General features: G+C 51.4%; 15 protein-coding genes. 4 read left to right on the forward strand and 11 right to left on the reverse strand.

Annotated features, from left to right (window positions below; genetic code table 11):
• Window positions 1–20: 20 nt before the first annotated feature.
• The 3 genes from Q4E40_RS14665 to Q4E40_RS14675 all read right to left on the reverse strand — a co-directional run bounded on the left by Q4E40_RS14665 (window position 21) and on the right by Q4E40_RS14675 (window position 4,789).
• The gene (locus Q4E40_RS14665; RefSeq protein ID WP_303413209.1) at window positions 21–575 is read right to left on the reverse strand and encodes a DUF4287 domain-containing protein; all 555 of its coding nucleotides are present in this window, start codon (window positions 573–575) and stop codon (window positions 21–23) included.
• 103 nt (window positions 576–678) lie between these two features.
• Window positions 679–4,077, reverse strand: a complete 3,399-nt coding sequence (locus Q4E40_RS14670) for a UvrD-helicase domain-containing protein (protein WP_303413211.1) — start codon at window positions 4,075–4,077, stop codon at window positions 679–681.
• Between the two features lie 175 nt (window positions 4,078–4,252).
• Entirely contained in the window at window positions 4,253–4,789 is a 537-nt protein-coding gene (locus Q4E40_RS14675) for a hypothetical protein (RefSeq protein WP_303413213.1), read from the reverse strand.
• 661 nt (window positions 4,790–5,450) lie between these two features.
• Here Q4E40_RS14675 and Q4E40_RS14680 point away from each other — a divergent pair.
• Window positions 5,451–7,325 (forward strand): DEAD/DEAH box helicase, encoded by a 1,875-nt coding sequence (locus Q4E40_RS14680; protein WP_303413216.1) that lies wholly within the window; start codon window positions 5,451–5,453, stop codon window positions 7,323–7,325.
• 346 nt (window positions 7,326–7,671) lie between these two features.
• Here Q4E40_RS14680 and Q4E40_RS14685 read toward each other — a convergent pair whose 3' ends face one another.
• The 3 genes from Q4E40_RS14685 to Q4E40_RS14695 all read right to left on the reverse strand — a co-directional run bounded on the left by Q4E40_RS14685 (window position 7,672) and on the right by Q4E40_RS14695 (window position 10,345).
• A complete protein-coding gene (locus Q4E40_RS14685; protein WP_303413217.1) occupies window positions 7,672–8,115 on the reverse strand; it encodes a ferritin-like domain-containing protein in 444 nt (147 codons plus the stop codon).
• 80 nt (window positions 8,116–8,195) lie between these two features.
• Window positions 8,196–9,425 carry a BaiN/RdsA family NAD(P)/FAD-dependent oxidoreductase gene (locus tag Q4E40_RS14690; protein WP_303413218.1) on the reverse strand — a complete coding sequence of 410 codons (1,230 nt, stop codon included), beginning with the start codon at window positions 9,423–9,425 and terminating at the stop codon, window positions 8,196–8,198.
• Between the two features lie 92 nt (window positions 9,426–9,517).
• Complete coding sequence (locus tag Q4E40_RS14695) at window positions 9,518–10,345, reverse strand: SDR family oxidoreductase (protein WP_303413220.1); 828 nt, start codon at window positions 10,343–10,345, stop codon at window positions 9,518–9,520.
• Between the two features lie 81 nt (window positions 10,346–10,426).
• Between Q4E40_RS14695 and Q4E40_RS14700 the strand changes: the two genes are divergently transcribed.
• Together Q4E40_RS14700 and Q4E40_RS14705 are read left to right on the forward strand one after the other, a co-directional pair.
• A complete protein-coding gene (locus tag Q4E40_RS14700; protein WP_303413222.1) occupies window positions 10,427–11,881 on the forward strand; it encodes a phytoene desaturase family protein in 1,455 nt (484 codons plus the stop codon).
• Between the two features lie 201 nt (window positions 11,882–12,082).
• Window positions 12,083–12,916 carry a DNA/RNA non-specific endonuclease gene (locus Q4E40_RS14705; RefSeq protein WP_303413224.1) on the forward strand — a complete coding sequence of 278 codons (834 nt, stop codon included), beginning with the start codon at window positions 12,083–12,085 and terminating at the stop codon, window positions 12,914–12,916.
• 66 nt (window positions 12,917–12,982) lie between these two features.
• On the opposite strand, the gene Q4E40_RS14710 is transcribed toward Q4E40_RS14705, so the two are convergent.
• Window positions 12,983–13,387: a nuclease A inhibitor family protein gene (locus Q4E40_RS14710; protein WP_303413226.1), complete on the reverse strand. Its 405-nt coding sequence runs from the start codon at window positions 13,385–13,387 to the stop codon at window positions 12,983–12,985.
• Window positions 13,388–13,510: 123 nt separating this feature from the next.
• On the opposite strand from Q4E40_RS14710, the gene Q4E40_RS14715 reads away from it, so the two are divergent.
• On the forward strand, window positions 13,511–14,383 hold the full coding sequence (locus tag Q4E40_RS14715; protein WP_303413228.1) for an SDR family oxidoreductase: 873 nt from the start codon (window positions 13,511–13,513) through the stop codon (window positions 14,381–14,383).
• A 385-nt stretch (window positions 14,384–14,768) separates the two neighbouring features.
• Here Q4E40_RS14715 and Q4E40_RS14720 read toward each other — a convergent pair whose 3' ends face one another.
• The 4 genes from Q4E40_RS14720 to gndA form a co-directional block, all read right to left on the reverse strand.
• Window positions 14,769–15,428, reverse strand: a complete 660-nt coding sequence (locus Q4E40_RS14720; protein ID WP_303413229.1) for an SCO family protein — start codon at window positions 15,426–15,428, stop codon at window positions 14,769–14,771.
• Between the two features lie 10 nt (window positions 15,429–15,438).
• Window positions 15,439–16,242 carry a formylglycine-generating enzyme family protein gene (locus Q4E40_RS14725; RefSeq protein ID WP_303413231.1) on the reverse strand — a complete coding sequence of 268 codons (804 nt, stop codon included), beginning with the start codon at window positions 16,240–16,242 and terminating at the stop codon, window positions 15,439–15,441.
• Between the two features lie 19 nt (window positions 16,243–16,261).
• Complete coding sequence (gene nirK / locus Q4E40_RS14730) at window positions 16,262–17,740, reverse strand: copper-containing nitrite reductase (protein WP_303413233.1); 1,479 nt, start codon at window positions 17,738–17,740, stop codon at window positions 16,262–16,264.
• Window positions 17,741–17,897: 157 nt separating this feature from the next.
• Entirely contained in the window at window positions 17,898–19,790 is a 1,893-nt protein-coding gene (gene gndA, locus Q4E40_RS14735) for an NADP-dependent phosphogluconate dehydrogenase (RefSeq protein WP_303413234.1), read from the reverse strand.
• Window positions 19,791–19,814: the final 24 nt, after the last annotated feature.

Consider the following 19,814-nt stretch of genomic DNA (forward strand, 5'->3'; position numbering starts at 1 on the left):
CCTGCTATACCTACTGTTACCTACCTGGCCTCTTCGTAGGCTGCTTTCAACCAACCGATCAGTTCGGCATCGACCTCTTCTGCATTCTGAAGTCGCACACGATGCGAACACATGGCATTGAAACTACCCGACTTTTCCAGTCTTCCTTCCGGTTCCCGGCCTTTCAGGTTGATGCCCACATCCAGTCTGGTTTTGGTAGAAGGCTGGAGCAGGGCGAACTGCTTTTTGCTCCGCGCGCTCACATAAGCATTCTTGGGCGCCAGTTCGACATCAGCGCCAAACTGCTTTAGCTGCGCTACCAGGGTCTCGTAAACGGGCAGAAGCTGTTCTTTTCCTTTGTATTGTTTCTCGATCAGATCTTCCGGGTTTTCAGCCGAACCAGCATCGGTTCCCTTGGTTTTGAGCGCTACCAGGTTGGCGAAGCCATGTGTAAACGCATGGTCCGATTTTAAAAACTTTATGATCTCGCCATGCTTCTGCAAGCCGGTACCCTGCACGATCTGAATCCACTCCTCCAGTTTCCTGCCTGTGTTCTTCTCCAGGTTGTCAATCATGGTTTGTGCTGCTTTGTCCATCCTGCTAATGTATAATTAATGATGATTAATGATTAGTGATTAGAAATTGTTCGGGCTGTAACTGAAGAGTAATTCTTCATTAAACATTACTCATTATACATTATTACAGCGCCAGACCAATCTGCTGGCTTTTGCCGCCATAGGACCATTCGTACAGCTCTTCAGTATCGAAGTAGTAAAGGAGGCATTTTACTTTTTCGTACCCCAATTGCTTGAAGCGCACGGCATAGTGATCAAGTTTGTTGCGGTGCTCTTCCAGGGGCGGCGGCAGTTTAAACTCCATCAGCACGACCTGCTCTCCGTCAAACACCACCCGGTCAGGTTTGTAGAGGTAGGCGCGGGCATCGAGCAGTTCTTTTTCGTGCTCCACGATCACAGATTCCGAAAAGTAACGGCTGATCTTCGGGTGATTCACCACTTCCAGCAAGCGCTCCTTTAGCGTCAGCTTTTCGCGGTCGCTGATAATGCCCTGGTATACCATCTGCCGCAGCACATCGTCCAGTTGCGCGGCGGTCAGGGTGCGGGAGATGGCATAGTGCAGTTTTTTGTTCTGAATGCGCTGCTCGGTCTGCGTCTCGAAGTCAAACACGTTGTTAGCGTGCTGTTTGAGCTGGAGGCGTTGTGCCCAGTCGTTCGTCTGCAGGTAATCCAAGGTATAGACAGGGCCAATCTCACGATTGCCACAATCCTGTTTGGTTGTTTGACCAGCGTATACCTGGTAGCAAAGCTTGCCGGGCTCCCACAGGTTTTCGGCCACCAGGTAACGGTATAGCAGGTGACTCACGTTTTTGGCTGTTCCTTCCAGTGCTTTCTGCGCTTTTCGCTCTTCCAGCAGGTCCTTTCCGTTGCCGATCAGGTATAGCCGGTCCTTGGGACGGGTGAGCGCCACGTACAGCATGTTCAGGTTTTCGATAAAGGTCTTCTCTATCTCGGTGTTGTATTGCTCGGCCAGCTCGGTATGCTCCAGGCGGGAACTGATGTTCACGGCCACGCTGCGCAATTTGCCCATCACCTTGTTATCGTCCGACAGACGGCTCCACATCAGGGCCCTGGTCTGCGGCTCGGTGCTCCAGTCCGCGAACGGAACGATCACGATCGGGTAGGCGAGGCCCTTGGCCTTGTGTATGCTGGTGATCGTGATGGCGTTGCGATCCTTGGGCGTGTTGATGCTCAGCTTCTCTTTCTGCACATCCCAATAAGCCAGGAAGTTATTCAGGTTGTTGCTGTTTTTCAGGCCATACTCCAACACGAGGTCCAGGAATCGGAACAGGTACTCGCATTCGTTGTTGTGTCCCAGCAAATTGAAAATGCGGATCAGCTGTTCGGTGAGTTCATAGATCGACAGGTTGCCCGTCTCCCGTTCCTTCACATCATAGCCTACTTCGCGTAGAAAATCGAAGAAAAGCTTCGGATCCGCCTGGTTTGCTATTTGGGCGATCGTTTGTGCGAGCTCCGTGGTGGGTACTTTGCCCTCCGTCACGGTATAGATCAGGTAGAGCGCCTCTGATTTTGCCAGCGTATCGTTCGGGCGGTTAAAAACCCGGAACATGGCGATGATCAGGTTGATCACCTCGGCAAACTGCAGCGACAGCGAGTCTTGTGAGATTATATCGTATTGCTTCTCTTTCAGGAAATTGGCAATCAGCTTACTCTTGGCATTGGTACGGCAGAGTATCGCCATATCCTTTAAGGTATAGCCATCCGACAAACCCTGGCGAACCAGCTCAATCACCATGTTCAGCGTGCTGGCGTCATAACTCAGTTCCTGTTCATGGGTGTATTCATCGTAGAGCTCTTCGGTTCGGACGCAGCTGCTCAGGTTGTATTTATAGTTCAGGTCGTCGGGGTAGGTGAACATGATCTGCACATGCCCGCCAGCCTTGCCTGATGCAGGAGCTTCCTGCACAAACTTGTCGTCGTAGATCGAAGTGAAGGTGCCGTATACCTTGTGTTGCTCGCTAAAGAAGGTAAAGAGCTTGTTGTTGAACTCGATGATCTCGCGACGGCTCCGGAAGTTTTGCTGCAGCACATCAGGAGCCAGGTTCTCGCGCACCGATTCGTAGCGCTCCCGGATCATATGACCATGGCGCCGGTTTTCGTAGAGCAGGTGTGTGTTCTTTTTATAGAGGTGCAGTATCTGCTCCATTTCACCACCACGCCAGCGGTAGATCGCCTGCTTGGCATCGCCCACCACCATGCTAAAGTGCCCGGAAGCGAGTGCATTGTCAACGAGCGGCAGCAGGTTGTTCCACTGCAGTACCGAGGTATCCTGAAACTCGTCGATCAGGATGTGGTTGTACTTCTCACCAAGCCGCTCGTAGATAAAGGGCACCGGCTCCTTGAGCACAATGTCGATGATACGCTTGTTGAACTCCGAAATATGCACGGTGTTACGGTCGAGCTTGATCTCCTGCAGGCATTTTTCCAGCTCGTTCAGCACCGACACTTTATATAAGTGTGGTACCACCGCCGAGATCAGGGTAAAAGTGCCCGCATACTGTTCCTTGATGGATTCTATGTTGTAGTAAAGGTCTGTGAGCAGTTGGCGTATACCGTCGATCTGGTTTTTAGTGGCCGAAGTAGCCTTGCCGGCATACCACTTATCTTCTTCCACTGTCTGGCGGGCGTAGTTGTTGCCGTAGGTCAGATCAGCTTCGCGGTTAAACTTCGTGAAATAGCCGAATAGCCCCCGGTTACCCTGGTAAAAATCAGAAGGGGAGAGGCCAGCCTGCTCGATGGCCTGCAGCGCCTTGCCGGCGTCTTCCTGCAAAGCAGCCAGAATACCTTCCTGCAGTTCTTTAAGCTGCTTCCTGATTTCGCTGAAGTCTTCCAGCGTAAGCCCCTGCAGGTCCGATACCGCTTCGTATACCTGTTCGTTCAGCAGGTTTTTGGCAAAATCAGCAAGATCATCGGCCAGGGTGTTCCAACTGCGTCCTTCGCGGGCTTTCTCCAGGGCGTACTGCTCCAGCGTTTCCGAAAGCAGGTCGTCTTTCCGGTTACTCACCTTATCTAGGAGCAACTGCACAGCGGTGCTCACCAGCGTCTGGGAGTCCAGATCTACTTCAAAGTTATAGGGTATGTTCAGTTCCTTGGTAAAGGCCTGCACGATCTTATTGACAAAGCTGTCGATAGTGCTGACAGAGAAGTCGCTGTAATTGTAGAGGATCTGTGTAAACAAATGACCGGCACGCTGGCGTAGTTGCTCTTTGTCATAGCGCTCGTCCGGGAAGCGTTTCTGCAGCTCGTCCGTGATCTTCTCCAGCAAATCCTCACTTTTCTGACGCTCCGCCTCACTCAGGTTTGGGTTGTTTAAGTTCCGCAATGCCCCCAGAATGCGCTCTTTCATTTCGGCGGCTGCGTCGTTTGTAAAGGTAATCGCCAGAATGGAGCGGTAATAGTCCGGGTCCGAGGTATGCAGCGCTAGTTTCAGGTATTCTTTGGTCAGGGTATAGGTTTTACCCGAACCTGCTGAGGAGGAGAGTATCTTGAAATTTTGCGACATAGCTGGCGGCATTAAACGGGATTCTAAAGATACATTTACTGGGTGGCTTATGCCAGTAGCGGGGTTTAAAATAATGGGCGCTCCAAGCAAGTGTTTGTCGATCAGGGTATAAAATACAAAAAGCTCCCCCGCCTAAGCGAAGGAGCCTGTTGCCTTTCTAAGTTTGAGTAAAGGATTATGCGTATACGATCTGCCCTTTCTTTTCTTCTTTTTCTTTAGCAGCAGCATGGTCGTTTACACAAACGTTGCGCACAATGCGAGCCATTGAGATGGAGTAATCCGTAATAATGCAGTGCTGCTGCTCGGTGCTCATCAGCGCCTTGCCGCCACCCAGCGTCAGTTTGTTCAGTTCAATCACTTCATCAAAATTCTGTCGCAGCATCTTGAGCGCCTTGAAAGACGGCTCGTTGTAGTACATCGGAATCACCTGGCATACGGCATAACTACCCTTAGCACGCTCCTTCGCAATCATGCTACACAAGTTGGATGCATTCATTTTGTCCAGGTCCGAGATGATCACAAAGAACACTTTGGCCTCGCTTTTATCGGATTTGATAACTGCATTGCTTGGCAGCAAATTGCGTGAGACTTTGGCACCCTTCATAAAGTCTTCGTCTTTCAAGATCTTGTTATGAATCTTAAAGGCCAGTGCGCCCGAGGCGATCAAATGAAAGTCCTTGCTTTTAGCTGTGATTTTGGAGAAGTGTAACATAATTAGAAAGGATTAAAGGGTTAATGATCAACAGTATTTTTAATTGATGAAATTTTTTTTCTATAGTTTGAGCTTAAAATTTCGCTTTCAGGTAACGGGGCGGGGGCGGAGGTAAAGCTAAAGATGCACAGAATCGGACAAATCGATCATTCAAATGATGCTGATTGAGCACCTTTTAAAATTGAACTGGTTTAGATCCTGTGATATACTAAACTACGAGCTTAATATTGGATATACCAATGAAAAACTTTAATAATAGTTAACGGCTTGATATTGAGGGTGAATGTATTCTATTTACGGGCAAATGGTCTGGTAGTTTCTTATTTCAATAATTATTTGGAATATTTTGACGCAAAATAAAAAAGAATTTGAAATAAATATAATTGTTCACCATTTTCTCAGAACAATTTTTTAATCGAATAATACCTAATGAATTGCACAGGTTTGTTTAAGAATAAATTAGGTCATATGACAATGATTTCATTTATTCTGCGTACCTTTGCAGCCGATTTGGGATCAGTCTGATTTAAGTAAAACTGGCTACACCGCTTTTTAGAGCATAACCTGGTTGATTTTTTTTCTTGTCGGACTTCTTTTTCGTAAAGAAGGGTTTATGGACAGGCTGTCTCCAGATGAAGTGTAAAAAGTTATTAAAAACAGAATGAACAAAATCAGATTTGACGAGCTTCCGCTTTCGCCGGAAGTCCAGCGAGCTATCGCTGACATGGGCTTCGAAGAAGCATCTCCCATCCAAACAGAAGCAATCCCGGTAGTTTTAGCAGGACGCGACATTATTGGCCAGGCCCAGACGGGTACGGGCAAGACGGCCGCCTTCGGTATCCCTACCATCGAGAGCATCGACGAGAACGACCGCAGTGTGCAGGCGCTTATCCTGTGCCCAACGCGCGAACTGGCTATTCAGGTAGCCGGAGAGATCCAGAAACTTATTAAGTACAAGCCGGGCATCAGCATCGTGCCGATCTACGGTGGACAGGCTTACGACCGTCAGCTGCGTGCCCTTAAGCAGGGTGTGCAGATCGTGATCGGTACGCCGGGCCGTGTGATGGACCACATCGAGCGCGGCACCCTGAAGCTGGACAAGATCAAAAAGATCATCCTGGACGAGGCTGACGAAATGCTCGACATGGGTTTCCGTGACGACATCGAGTTTGTGCTGAGCAAAATGCCGGAAGAGCGCCAGACGATCTTCTTCTCAGCTACTATGTCCAAGCCGATCATGGACCTGACCAAGCGTTACCAAACCGATCCGGTGATCGTAAAGGTGGTGCACAAGGAACTGACGGTAACCAACATTGACCAGGTATACTTCGAGGTGCGTAACTCCATGAAGCAGGAAGTACTTTCCCGCATCCTGGACATGCACAACATGAAGTCGGTGATCATCTTCTGCAATACCAAGCGAATGGTGGACGAACTGGTAACCAACCTGCAGGCCCGCGGCTACTTTGCCGATGCGCTGCACGGTGACCTGAACCAGAACCAGCGCTCTAACGTGATGGGCAAGTTCCGTAACGCGACGCTGGAGATACTGGTAGCAACTGATGTGGCTGCCCGTGGTCTTGACGTGGATAACGTAGAGGCGGTGTTCAACTACGACCTGCCGCAGGACGAAGAAGCCTACGTACACCGAATCGGTCGTACTGGCCGTGCCGGTAAGTCTGGCCGTGCATTCTCTTTCGTGTCTGGCCGCTCCGACATGTACAAGCTGAAGGATATCATGCGCTATACCAAAGCCAATATCCAGCTGCAGCAGGTACCGACGTACGATGACGTGAACGAACTGCGTACCAGCGTATACCTGGAGAAGGTGCGTGAAGTACTGGAAAAGGGCAACCTGACCAAGCACATCACCAAAATCGAAAGCCTGGTAAACGAAGAGTATACCTCCCTTGAGATCGCCGCCGCCCTTTTGAAAATGTCTTTGAAAGAAGCCAAGACGAAAGAAGCTGGCAAAGAGGCAGAAAAAGGCATGGGTGGACCAAAAGCCGGTTTCGACCGTCTGTTCATCACCATCGGCAAAAAAGACCGCGTGCATCCAAAGGATCTGATCGATCTGCTGAGCCAGAACGCTGATATACCTGCCTCTAAAGTAGGCGACATCGACCTGTACGACAAGTTCAGCTTTGTGGAGGTACCTACCGAATACACGGCAGACATCCTGCAGAAAGTAGGCCGCATCGAAGTAGACGGACGCACGGTGATCGTGGAGAAATCGCAGAAGAAAGAAGGCGAAGCCGGCGGTGGTAGAGAAGACTTCGGTTTCGGTGACCGTGACCGAGGTGGCGACCGTGGTGGCAAGCGCTTCGGCGGAGGCGACCGTGGTGGTTTTGGTGACCGTGACCGCGGAGGCTTTGGTGGCGACCGTGATCGTGGTCCACGCAGAGAAGGCGGCGGCAGCGGATACGGAGGCGGTGGAAGCCGTTTCGGTGGACGTGGCGACCGTGACTCTTTCAGAGGCGGTGACCGTCGCAGCAGCGGTGGCGATCGTGGCGGATTCCGCAAAAAAAGATTCTAATTATACGAACCTGCCCCAGGGCAAATCGTATAAAAGGATATACAACGCTTGAAGTGTAAAAAGCTTCGAATTGTTAGAAAAGGCTGACTTGAAACGTCAGCCTTTTTGTTTTAAAATATTTTTCACAGAGCACGTAACCCTGGCTATACCTTTGCGTTAAAGAAGGTATCATAAAAAGGTTGGAAGATTATTCTACTGTTTTACGCAGTTAGAACTGATAAGCCTGACATCAGACGGATGTCAGGCTTATTACTTTTATACCCGTCTATACCTTCCCTAAACTGCGAAGGCACAAAAAAAGGAGCTGTAAAAGCTCCTTTCTGTTTTATCTACCAATTACGAAAAATCAGGCACTGTCACGCAGCGAGCGGATGTGGTCGTGTGCGTTCTTCACGTCCTGGTACTGCTGGGCGATGATCGGCTTCAGCTCACCTGGCAGGTTCTTCTGCATCGCCTCCTCGTAGGCTTTCACGGCGTAGTCTTCGCCGCGCTCGCACTCTTCCAGTATACGCTTTCTATCTTTCGAAGAAAGAGCTGCTTTGATATCGATCCAGGCGCGGTGCAGGGTGCCTTCGATGGAGCTGGTTTCATCGTCCATCTTGCCCATTTTGTGCAGCTGGTCCTGCAGTTCGGTGATCATGCTGTCGCGCTGCACAGCGTACTTACGGAACAGGTCTTTCAGGTCCTGGTCTTCTACATCTTCGGCAGCGGTTTTATAGCCCTTTACACCGTCTTTGCATCTTTCGATGAGGTGGTGTACGGTTGAGTGAACTTCTTTATTAACTTCCATAGTGATATTTTTTTTAGGTTTTGTATGCTGATGTACTGCATTAACCTGGTTTTGGTTACCAAAATGGCTATACCGCTATACTAGGATATGGAAGTGGCCATGGCACGGCCCGCCAGGTAGCCGGTTGTCCAGGCAGCCTGGAAGTTGAAGCCGCCTGTAATACCATCAATATCGAGCACCTCACCGGCAAAGTACAGGCCCGGCTGCAGACGGCTTTCCATCGTTTTCATGTTGATCTGACTCAGGTCCAGACCGCCACAGGTCACAAACTCCTCTTTGAACGTGGTTTTGCCGTCTACTTCCACAGGCAACCGGAGCAGGGCCTCCACCAGTTTGTTCGTGTTCTTGGCAGGCAGTTCAGCCCATTTTACTTCATTGCTTATTCCGGCTATACCAGTCAGCGCTTTCCAGAGCCGTAGCGGCAAACCGAGAAGCGGGTTAGTGGGCACGACTTTCTTGGGATGCGCCTTCCGGAAATTGTGCAAATGCTCGCGCAGGCTTTCTTCGGTTTGGTCATGCACCCAGCTGACCATGGCTGTAAAGCGGTAGTCCATGCCATGAAACAGGCGGGCTCCCCAGGCGGAGAGCTTGAGCACCGCCGGACCGCTATAGCCCCAATGCGTGATCAGCAGCGGCCCTTCATACTCCAGTTTTTGGCCGGCTATGCGCACCCTGGCCTGTGGCACTGCTATACCTTGCAGGTCCTTGAGCGGAGAGCCTGGTACATTAAATGTGAACAGGGAAGGGACCGGCTCCTGAATGGTATGACCGAGCGCCCGCAGCCAATCATACCCCTGACTTTTAGGGTTGCCTCCCGTGCTCACCAGCACCCGGTCTGCGTATAGTTCATTGCTGTTGTTCAGGTATAAGGTATAGCCCTCCTTATCAGGATCGGGTAAAATGCGCTCCACGGCTATACCTGTTTTCACCTCCACGCCGGCTTTAGCGGCTTCCCGCTGCAGGCAGTCAATAATGGTCTGGGAATTGTCGGTCACCGGGAACATACGGCCATCGGGTTCCGCTTTTAGTTTCACGCCGCGGTGCTCAAACCATTCCACTGTTTCGGATGCCCCAAAAATTTTGAAAGCTTCCTTCAGCTGCTTGGCTCCCCGCGGATAATGCTGCGAAAATACGGTAGGTATAAAACAGTGATGCGTTACGTTGCAGCGCCCACCACCCGACACCCGCACTTTGGACAACAGCTTGTTGCTCTTCTCGAGGATGGTCACCTGTGCCTTCGGGTTGGCCTGCGCACAGGCAATTGCTCCAAAATAGCCCGCCGCACCGCCACCTATCACTACTATATTCATTTGGGTGCTTGCTTGTTGATTGATAATTGTTGTTTGTTCACTCTAGGAGAAAAAAACCATTTAGCCATTTAACAATTTAACCTTTTAACGCCCTAAAAGAATGCCATGGGGTCAGGATAGGAGAAGACATAAGCCAGGTCGTCTTTCAGCTTTTGGTTGCTGATCAGTTTAAAATGGGTTTCTTCCATGTCTCTGAAGGTCGGAGCTTCCAGGCCAAGAGCTTTTGTGGCAGCTTCGTAGAATTCTCTTCTGCTCGGATGGCCGTCGGCACAGGCGTTGTATACCTGTCCCCATTTTTCCTGTGCAATGATGCGCTCCAAAATGTTCAGGCAGTCATCCAGGTGGATCATGTTGACAGGTGCGTCTCCGTTTGGCAGATCACGTTTACCTGCCAGAAAGCGACCCGGCTGTCTATCGCCACCGGCCAGACCGCTAAAACGAACCACCGTACATACCCAGTTCTCACTATGCTGAAACATACGCTCTGCTTTGAGCAGCACATTGTCGGGGTCAAGTTCATCTGTAAAGGTGGTATCTTCTTCAGTCACAACACGATTTAGCTCCGGGTAAACTGAAGTAGAGGAAACAAAAAGCACCCGGCTAACGGGCGAAGCCAGCAGCGCTTTGTGCAATACCGCCATTTGTTGCAGGTAGCTCTCGCCGCCATCAGCGCGAAGCTTGGGCGGTATGTTGAGTACCAGCACTTCCGCCTGCAGAAAATCATCAAGTGCCTGAAGGTCAACAAGCGTATCGGAAAGGTTTATCAGAAAAGGATTTATACCCGCCTGATGAAGCACGTCCAGCTTTTGCTCAGAGGTAGTGGACCCGTTTACCCGGCGACCGGAACGTACCAGGCTCTCTGCCAGCGGAAGACCGAGCCAGCCGCAGCCCATCACACTGATTTCAGCTTTATTTTGCATCGCTTTGGTGTTTTGGAATTAACATTCCGTAAGCTCACTTGTTAACGTTTGCGACAAAGGTAAGCCTAAATAAATACAAACATGCAGTACGACGTCATCCTGATCGGTTCTGGATTCGGTTCACTGACGGCCGCCGCGCTGCTTGCCCACAAGGGAATGAAAGTAGCCGTGCTGGAGCAGGCCAAGTACCCGGGTGGCTGCGCCTCTTCCTACAAACGCAAAGGCTACTGGTTTGAGACAGGTGCCACCACGCTGGTCGGCCTGGATGAGCACATGCCACTGCGCCACCTGCTCGATCAAACAGGTATAGAACTCCCGTTAATTAAACTCCAAACCCCCATGCAGGTGCATCTGCCGTATGGCCAACTGCTGACCCGCTATGCCGACATCGAGGAGTGGATACAAGAAGCAGAGCGCGTGTTTGGGCCAAAGGGCCAGCGACCTTTTTGGGAACACTGTTATCGAATTAGTCAGCAGGTATGGCGCACTTCACTGAAGCAACAGTCCTTTCCATTTTCAAATGTGCAGGATCTGTGGCAGGCCATGCGGCAGGTACGCCCTCACCAACTTTCGCTGTTGCCGGGCGCTTTCAGAACCATGAAAGACCTGCTCAAGCGGTATGGCTTGCTGCATAACAAACTGTTCACCGACTTCGTGAACGAACAACTACTGATCACGGCGCAAAACCACCTGGAGGAGGTGAACGAGCTCTTCGGCGCAACCGCGCTCTGCTATACCTTGTTCGGCAACTATTATGTAGAGGGCGGCATGATCGGACTGGCCCGGGCGCTTGAGGTATACCTGCATGAAAAAGGCAGCACCATTTTGTATCGGCACGATGTGAACAGCATTAGCCCCAGGGCAAATGGCTATGAAGTGTGTTGTATGGCAGGAACGTACCAGGCCCCTTTTGTGATCAGTGGTATACCGCTGAACGATACCCAACACTTGTTTCAGGATGATAAGGTCAGGCAGAAACTGAAGCGATACCTGCTGCCTTCTGAGAAGCTGAACGGAGCCTTTACCATGGCCATTGCGCTTCGCAAGGCTCCTGCATTAGCGGTACTCCACCACCAGGTGCATGTGCCGGAAGGCTTGCCTCTTATTGGCAGCAAGAGCTTCTTTGTCAGTTACAGTCACCCTGCAGACAGGGTGAGGGCGCCGGAAGGAGAGTGCGTTTTGGCTGTCAGCACGCACGTTCCCGATCCGGCGGCGCTTCGGATCTATGACAAAAGGCTACTGCAAGAAGCGATCATCACTAAAATGGAAGCTTTGGGAATGCTAAATCGGGAAGATATACTTTACCTGGACTCTGCCACACCGGGCGCCTGGATCTTCTGGACGCAAAGAGCCTATGGCATGGTAGGCGGCTACCCGCAGTACCGCGACATCAAACCCTGGCAAATGAAGGACGCCCGGCTTGATCACAAAGGCGCCTACGTTTGTGGGGACACGGTCTATCCGGGGCAGGGGATCGTGGGCGTCTGCCTGAGTGGCATCATCGCGGCCAACAAACTGCTGCGGGATCATTTCTAGGTATAGCCTTCGCTTTCTTTTTTTTACCCTACCTGCTCATTTTGCATCAATATGTATTGATATCCCAAAGTTTGTGCGACACTATATTTCAGATTTGAGGCTGTTCTATGATTTTATATAAACTTATGAGAATATGAAGCTCCCACACTGCTCGTTTCGAGTAAGAATGGCATTTTTACAGCCTCAACCAAAGCATAAGCAATGCTAAAGAGCTTAAAACGCGTCACCTACTTCGTCCTGGTCGGATGGATGTTTGTATCCTGTTCAAAAGAAGAAGGCGTTGTTCCCAAAGGGGACAACCTGGCTATGGGTAACCCGAGCGAGGCCGGTACGGACTTCGCAAATTACTTTATTGAAAAGGCGCAGTACGCTATGTCCTATAACTCATACCGGGGTACACCGAATTGGGTGAGCTGGCACCTGAGCAGCGCCTGGTTGGGCAGCGCAGCGCGTCAGGATGACTTCCGGGCAGACAACTCCCTACCGACTGCTTTCCATCGCGTTACGCCGGCAGATTATACTGGCAGCGGCTTCGACCGGGGCCATAATGCGCCGTCAGCGGACCGAACACTCACGATCACGGACAATTCTGCCACCTTCCTGATGTCCAACATGATCCCACAGGCGCCTAATAACAACCAGCAGACCTGGGCGAACCTGGAGAATTACTGCCGCAAGCTGGTGAGCCAGGGCAACGAGTTGTACATCATCATGGGGCAGTATGGAAAAGGAGGAACCGGCAGCGCAGGCTACAAAGAGACACTGGCGGGTGGCAAGGTAACAGTGCCGAACCGCATCTGGAAAGTGATTGTGGTGCTGCCGGTGGGCACAAATGACGTGGGCCGGGTAACGAGCAGTACCCGCGTTATCGCCATCGACACGCCGAATTCAAATAGCATCAACACCAGTTGGGCAACCTACCGGACAACCGTGGACGCGATCGAGGCCAAAACGGGCTATGACGTGCTCTCCAACGTGCCTGCTTCAATTCAGAAAGTGATTGAGGCCAGCGTTGACAATGGACCGACTTCCTAAGGTATAGCTGATCCATCAGGCTATAAAAAAATCCCCGGCTGCTTAAGTCGGGGATTTTTCTTTTGATCAGGTTTCCACTACAATAGTTTTGAGGCCTGCTATCTCGCCCTCAGTTGTACGGCCCAGTATCAGTACTAGCTTTTGTGTTTCACCGACGCGGTATACCTTCACATCCTGCAACAGTTCATGCAGCTTCTTTTGAAGGTGTTGAAAGCGATTGGCCTGCTGCTTTGCCTCTTCATGCGCCTCCGGGCTGGCCTGGGTCATATTCCGTAGAAAATACCCCAGCTCCAGTTCCTCAAAAGGGTATTCGGCAGGCATGCCCGCTAGTCGCAGCACCGTCTCTTTGTCCAGTTGCTTATTTCGGAAGTTTTCGGCCTGGTAGAATTCAAAGGGGGCGTCTGTCTCGCTCATCATGAGCAGTCCGTCGGTGGCCTCCTTCAGTTCTGCTTCAATTGTTTTTAGATCCATAGTTTTAAATTGCTTCAGCAAAAGAATGCTTCTTTTACTCTTATTCTCGCCATAGGTTCTTATCTTTAGCTAGTCAGCCCTGACAATTATACGTTAGCTTTTTAAAACAAACAAAATATGACGATGAAGGCAGAACCTATGCTGAAAGAAGGCGCCCTGAAAGGCAAAACCATAGTGGTAACCGGAGGCGGCACCGGCCTTGGACGCTCCATGACAAAGTATTTTCTGGAACTCGGTGCCAATGCCGTGATCTGCAGCCGGAAGCAGGATGTGCTCGAAAAAGCTGCCGAAGAGCTGATGCAGGAAACCGGCGGCCAGGTGTTGCCTGTCGTGTGCGACGTGCGCAAGTACAACGAGATCGAAGCCATGCTACAGGCCACGCTCGACAAGTTTGGCAGGGTAGATGTGCTCGTCAATAATGCTGCCGGCAACTTTGTAAGCCCAACAGAACGCCTCAGCCACAAAGCCTTCGACGTGATCACCGATATCGTGCTCAAGGGCAGCTACAACTGCACGCTGGCGCTGGGCAAACACTGGATCGAGCAAAAGCAGGAGGGAAGTATCCTCAATATCGTGACCACCTATGCCTGGACCGGTTCCGGCTACGTAGTGCCTTCCGCCTGCGCCAAAGCCGGCGTGCTGGCCATGACACGCTCGCTGGCCTCTGAGTGGGCCAAGTATGGTATCCGCTCCAACGCCATCGCTCCCGGCCCTTTCCCAACCGAAGGGGCCTGGACCCGACTGTTCCCAAAACAACTTGCTGACAAGCTGGATCCTGTGAAGCGTATACCTGTCGGACGCTTTGGCGAGCACCAGGAACTGGCAAACCTGGCCGCCTATCTGGTGTCAGATTACGCCGCGTTCGTTAACGGGGAAGTGGTAACGATTGACGGAGGCGAATGGCTCTACGGCGCCGGCGAATTCAATTCCTTTGACCAAATTCCGCAGGAAATGTGGGATGCGATGGAGAAGCAGATGCGAGGAAAGGGGAATTAGTGATTGAGTGAATGAGTGGGTTAGATGCCACGATGGTAGCAGGTTTATTGTAGGGACAGGTCGCGATCTGTCCGGTTCGTGCACAGAAACTTAAATTTTTATTCAAATTATTTATAAAAACGCTGCTACGCCTGCACAAACCAGAATTTTGTTAGTTACCACGTAGGAAACTATCCCCTTGAGGGGATTATAGGGGTGTTAAGCAAATTGGTAAAGTCTTCAGCTAAAATTTAACACCCCTCCAACTCCCCTCAAGGGGAGAATCCTCGAGAATAAATCCTTCCTATTATCAGCCTACTTCAAACCACAGTCTCTGTAAATAAAAAAAATCCCTGGACAATGCATTTGTATGCAGTTCAGGGATTTTTTTATGAGTGGCTATACCTTAAATTTTCTGCAGCAGGCCTTTGATGGCGTTAACGGTTTCATCGGGTTCTACGCCGAGCCCTTCGGCTTGGTGGATGATCTCGCCGTTTTCATTCAGCACAGAGATGATGTTGGAGTGGGAGATCTCACCGTCCAGTTCTACTTTGTACTTCATGTTCAACAAGGCGGCGAGCTCGCGGATATTGTCCTGCTCGCTGGTCAGCAGCGTCCAGCGCTTCGGGTCCAGGTTGTTGGACTTGGCGAATTGAAACAGTCGCTCTGGTGTGTCGCGGGCGGGGTCCATGGTCACGAGCACGATGCCAATGTCTTCCCGCTTGTATTGGTCCAGCCCCATCTCAATGCGCTTCAGGTCCGCGATGATGCGCGGACAGGCATATCCGCAATGGGTGTACACCATGGCCACCAGCTGCACTTTATCCTGGAACTCGTATAGCTTCACGTCCTCAGCATTTTGGTTCTGCCAGTCAGACTCCAGTTGGTAAAGCGACAGGTCTGTGAGCGTGCCCACAGGTATAGCCAGGCTCCCCGTGCCGTCAGGAAGTTCTTCAGTGGCCAGAGGTTTGGTGCAGCAGCTGTCATCTTCATGAGCCACTTCCTGCTGGCAGGCTGTAAAACCAAAAGCGACCAATGTGAGCAGGTATAAGATATAGCGTTTCATAACAATCAGATTATTTTTTGGCTGTGGTCTGTGCGGGTACATCCTGCGCGCATCTAAAGCCCAGGTTAGCCACCGTGTAGTTGGCTTTGAGGCTGGAGCGGAAGGCGTAGCGCATAAAGGCCACATAATTTTTCACATCACTGGCACCGGTCGATCCGGCTCCGCAGAACAGTTGCCTGTCCATGCTGGCGTTTTGTCTGGATTCACCCACGATCAGGGACGAGTTGAAATCAGAGGTCCATTCCCATACCAACCCGATCATACCGTACAGCCCGTAGTAGTTTTTGAAAGTGTTCTGCACAGGAGGCAGGTACTTAGGGTTTGGCTGGCTGTACCAGTCGAGGCTGCGCTGGTAAAAGCTGGGCTCACTGGAGGCATCCTTTTTCGTTTCGCTGGCCAGTGCGGCAAACTCCCATTCGTTTACGGTAGGAAGTCGCTTGCCCTGGCACTCGCAGTAAGCCTTGGCGGCAAACCACGACACGTTGATCACGGGGCTGTCTTTAAGCTTATCGGCTGCAGGACCTACACCCAGTGGGCTGGCCCAGTGCCTGAGGTAGCCGGCATCTGCAAAAAGCGCCTTTACTTCCGACTTCTGCCATTTCGTGTATTTGCCTACAAAGGCCTCGTACTGGGCATTGGTGACCGGGTACTTGTCCATCTGGAAGCCCTGCACTGTGACAGCCTGGTTGTTGCTGCCGTAAAGCGGCACAAAAGTGCCTCCCTTGACATGAACCATGTCGGCAGGAGTACCCTTTTGTGCTTGTGCTATACTACAGGCTCCGAGCATCAGCAAGATTGTCAGAAGTCGTCGCATGATTGATACGTGTTAATGATTAGTGCTTGTACTTGGCTTTGGCTTTCTTCACCTGCTCCGGTGTGATCTCACCACCTTTGTTGCCCCAGCTGTTTACCACATAGGTCATCACGTTGGCGATCTCCTCTTCTGTCAGCTTCAGCTTCGGCATGGTGCTGTTGTATACCTCACCGTTCACTTTGATCTGGCCTTCCAGACCGTGTGCGACTACCCCGATGGAGCGGTCAATATCAGCATTCAGGTAGTCAGACTTGGCAAGCGGAGGGAAGGCGCCTTTGATGCCCTGGCCTTCTGCCTGGTGACAGGCCTGGCAGTTCTGAGCGTACAGGGTTTTGCCTAGCTCCAACCGCATGTCCTTGTTTGAGGCAAAGGCGGCTTTCGGTGTGTTAGACTTCGGCATTTCCTGCACGGTAGAGCCTTCTGGCAGGTAAATCTTTTGCTCAGTTTGTCCTGAGAAGATGGCCAGGTTGTCCGGTCCTTCTACTTTCAGCATACCCAGTGCACCTTTGTTGAAGGTTCTGAAGATGGAGTGGTCAACCAGCACATAGTTGCCAGGCACATCAACTTTAAACTCGGTGATGGCAGAACCGCCGGCAGGTACAAGCGTGGTTTGGATGTTTGTGTTAGCGTTAGAACCGCCTTCAGGGTGTACTTTATCGAAGATCTCACCGATCACGTGGAAACTGGACACCAGGTTTGGACCGCCGTTACCTACGAAGAGACGTACTTTGTCACCTACTTTGGCAGTGATGGCATTGTCGCCTGTCATAGAACCTACAGAGCCGTTAAACACCACGTAAGAGGGTCTTTCATCCAGGGCTTTCTCCATATCGAAAGGCTGCAGGCCAGGGGCTCCGAAGGCACCCTTGGTATAGAAGTCGCCCTGCATTACGTAGTACTCCTTGTCAACCGGCTCCATACCTTCTTCAGGCTCCACCATGATCAGGCCATACATACCGTTGGCGATGTGCATACCTACCGGTGCTGTAGCGCAGTGGTACACATACAGTCCAGGGTTGATCGCTTTGAAATTGAATACTGTTTCCTGACCAGGGGCTGTGAAGGTAGCGGCCGCGCCACCGCCCGGGCCGGTTACGGCATGCAGGTCAATGTTGTGCGGGTTCTTGCTGTCCGGGTGGTTCATCAGGTGAAACTCCACCTCGTCGTTCTGACGCACGCGGATGAACTTGCCAGGCACCGAACCACCGAAGGTCCAGAAGGTATAGTCTACGCCGTCAGCCAGTTTCTTCACTACTTCGGTCACCTCCAGGCGCACCACCACTTTAGCGGGGTGCTTGCGGGTGATCGGGGCTGGCACAAGGGGGGCATCTGTCAGTTCCGCTTCGATCACGGACAACTCAGCGGGAGCGGCCGTTTCGTTGAGGGAACTTAGGATCTCGGCGTTTGTGGTCTTGGTGCCACAGGAAGAGGCCATGCCGAGGCAGAAAATGCCCACCATGGTCAGCCGTATTGCTTTTGGTAAATGTGACCGTTTCATAAGAGTTGCTGTTAGAGTGTCTTTATAGTTACAAAAGAACACCTCAAACTCCTCTATTCTAATGACGCTGGTCAGTGGCAGAAGTGACTTATATCACTTCGATATATAAAATCATGAATATGTTATAACATCAATTTAAAGCAAGGGCTTCCCCGGTTTACTTCCATTGGGTATGAAAATATGTGCCGCCGGGTTTGTCATTGCGCTGGTAGGTATGTGCCCCGAAATAGTCCCGCTGCGCCTGTATCAGGTTAGCCGCCGAATCGGCGGTACTATATCCTAAGTAGTAATTAAGAGCGGCGGAGAGCACTGGCAGCGGTATGCCATACTGCAATCCTAATGCCACCACCGAGGCGAAGCCTTGTCTTGCGTTGCGGATCCGGTTGACGATAGGAGGGGCCAGCAGCAGGCGCTGCTCCTGTTGGTAGATTTCTGCCAGCTCTTCCATCAGCTCAGAGCGAATGATACAGCCGTTGGTCCAGATGCGGGCAATCTCACTGAAGTTAAGTTCCCAGTTCAACTGTGCTGATACTTCACGCATTAAGCTAAAACCGATTTCGTGATTGATAATGCGGGTTACCTGATACGCTTGCTTCAGACTGTTAACAAAGCTTTTTTCATCAATCGTGACATTGGGGTTTTGTTTCTGGTAGAGCGCTGCCGCTTTAACCCGTTCTGCTTTCATAGCAGAGAGCGCCCGGGCCATGACGGCGGCTGAGAGGGTGTCGTAAGGTATGCCGTACTCCAAAGCTACGGCGGCAGACCAACCCCCGGTGCCTTTCTGCTCTGCCTGATCCAGTATCTTGTCGAGTAGCAACTCGTCCTCCTCCTTCTTTTGCAGAATGTCAATGGTGATCTCCAGCAGATAGCTTCCTAATCCGCTCTGCTGCCATTCCGTAAAAATGACGACAATGTCGGCGGGTGCTATACCTAACATATAGCGTAAGAGCGAATAAGCTTCTGCCAGTGCCTGCATCTCAGCGTACTCGATGCCGTTATGCACCATCTTCACGAAGTGACCGGCTCCGTCAGGTCCGATGTAAGTGGTGCAAGGTTTTCCCTTGCTGTCCCGAGCTGCGATCAGTTCCAGGTATTTAGCTACCTGTTCATATCCTTCACGTGGCCCCCCAGGCATGATAGACGGCCCCTTGCGGGCACCTTCCTCTCCACCCGAAATGCCGGTACCCACAAAGTGCAGTCCCTTGCTAGAGAGCAGCGCAGTACGCCTTTCTGTGTCTTTATAGTAAGAGTTGCCGCCGTCTATCACCACATCACCGGGCTCCAGCAGCTGGATAAGCGCATCCAGCTGCGCGTCGATGGCGCCTGCATAGATCATCAGCAGTACTTTGCGCGGCTTCTCCAGGGACTGCACAAACTCTTCGAGCTGATCATAGCCTTTTATATTGGTGAAGGTGGGGTTTTCTGCAATAACATGTCCGGCTATACCTTCTTCCTTACCCGGCACGTGCCGGTTATACATCGCGACACGCACGCCATGGCCCGCCAGGTTCAGGGCCAGGCTTCTGCCCATCACACCTAGTCCGATCACACCAAATTCTGAATGAGGGTTCATATGCTCTAGTTTTGAGATTACTTCCTGTACGATCTGTTCAGGACTTAAGGAAACATCGACGTGTATACCATAGGCCGGCTTCTCCAGTGCCTGCAGCTGTGACTCCAGCATAGCAGGTGGCATGAAGTGGGCATGCCGTGCCTGTAGCCGTTTCAGGATGGTGTGGCGGGAGCCATCGAGGTAGATCCAGCTGATGTCGGGGACGGTCTGCAGGGTCTTGCGATATTCTTCCTTCAAGGCTGAGCAGGCCAGCACGGCACCTCCATTCGCTTCCCAATCAGGAATCAGACTAGCCAGCTGCGCCAGCCAGGGAGCGCGATCGCTGTCGTGCAGGGGTATGCCCTGGCGCATCTTGTCAATGCTTTGTTGGGGGTGGTAGTCATCCGCATCATAAAAAGGGAGCCGGAGCCTGTCAGCCAGTTTCAGTCCGACCGTGGTTTTGCCACTTCCTGTAACTCCCATCACGATGTAGATCATATTTGCTGTAGTTAAAGTGCTCAC

The organism is Pontibacter coccineus (assembly GCF_030546575.1).
Classification (GTDB): Bacteria; Bacteroidota; Bacteroidia; order Cytophagales; family Hymenobacteraceae; genus Pontibacter; species Pontibacter coccineus.

Excerpts from the sequence above, each read along its gene's own strand:
- Q4E40_RS14665 (WP_303413209.1), bottom strand. The coding sequence starts at position 575 with ATGGACAAAGCAGCACAAACCATGATTGACAACCTGGAGAAGAACACA.
- Q4E40_RS14670 (WP_303413211.1), bottom strand. The coding sequence starts at position 4,077 with ATGTCGCAAAATTTCAAGATACTCTCCTCCTCAGCAGGTTCGGGTAAA.
- Q4E40_RS14675 (WP_303413213.1), bottom strand. The coding sequence starts at position 4,789 with ATGTTACACTTCTCCAAAATCACAGCTAAAAGCAAGGACTTTCATTTG.
- Q4E40_RS14680 (WP_303413216.1), top strand. The coding sequence starts at position 5,451 with ATGAACAAAATCAGATTTGACGAGCTTCCGCTTTCGCCGGAAGTCCAG.
- Q4E40_RS14685 (WP_303413217.1), bottom strand. The coding sequence starts at position 8,115 with ATGGAAGTTAATAAAGAAGTTCACTCAACCGTACACCACCTCATCGAA.
- Q4E40_RS14690 (WP_303413218.1), bottom strand. The coding sequence starts at position 9,425 with ATGAATATAGTAGTGATAGGTGGCGGTGCGGCGGGCTATTTTGGAGCA.
- Q4E40_RS14695 (WP_303413220.1), bottom strand. The coding sequence starts at position 10,345 with ATGCAAAATAAAGCTGAAATCAGTGTGATGGGCTGCGGCTGGCTCGGT.
- Q4E40_RS14700 (WP_303413222.1), top strand. The coding sequence starts at position 10,427 with ATGCAGTACGACGTCATCCTGATCGGTTCTGGATTCGGTTCACTGACG.
- Q4E40_RS14705 (WP_303413224.1), top strand. The coding sequence starts at position 12,083 with ATGCTAAAGAGCTTAAAACGCGTCACCTACTTCGTCCTGGTCGGATGG.
- Q4E40_RS14710 (WP_303413226.1), bottom strand. The coding sequence starts at position 13,387 with ATGGATCTAAAAACAATTGAAGCAGAACTGAAGGAGGCCACCGACGGA.
- Q4E40_RS14715 (WP_303413228.1), top strand. The coding sequence starts at position 13,511 with ATGAAGGCAGAACCTATGCTGAAAGAAGGCGCCCTGAAAGGCAAAACC.
- Q4E40_RS14720 (WP_303413229.1), bottom strand. The coding sequence starts at position 15,428 with ATGAAACGCTATATCTTATACCTGCTCACATTGGTCGCTTTTGGTTTT.
- Q4E40_RS14725 (WP_303413231.1), bottom strand. The coding sequence starts at position 16,242 with ATGCGACGACTTCTGACAATCTTGCTGATGCTCGGAGCCTGTAGTATA.
- nirK (WP_303413233.1), bottom strand. The coding sequence starts at position 17,740 with ATGAAACGGTCACATTTACCAAAAGCAATACGGCTGACCATGGTGGGC.
- gndA (WP_303413234.1), bottom strand. The coding sequence starts at position 19,790 with ATGATCTACATCGTGATGGGAGTTACAGGAAGTGGCAAAACCACGGTC.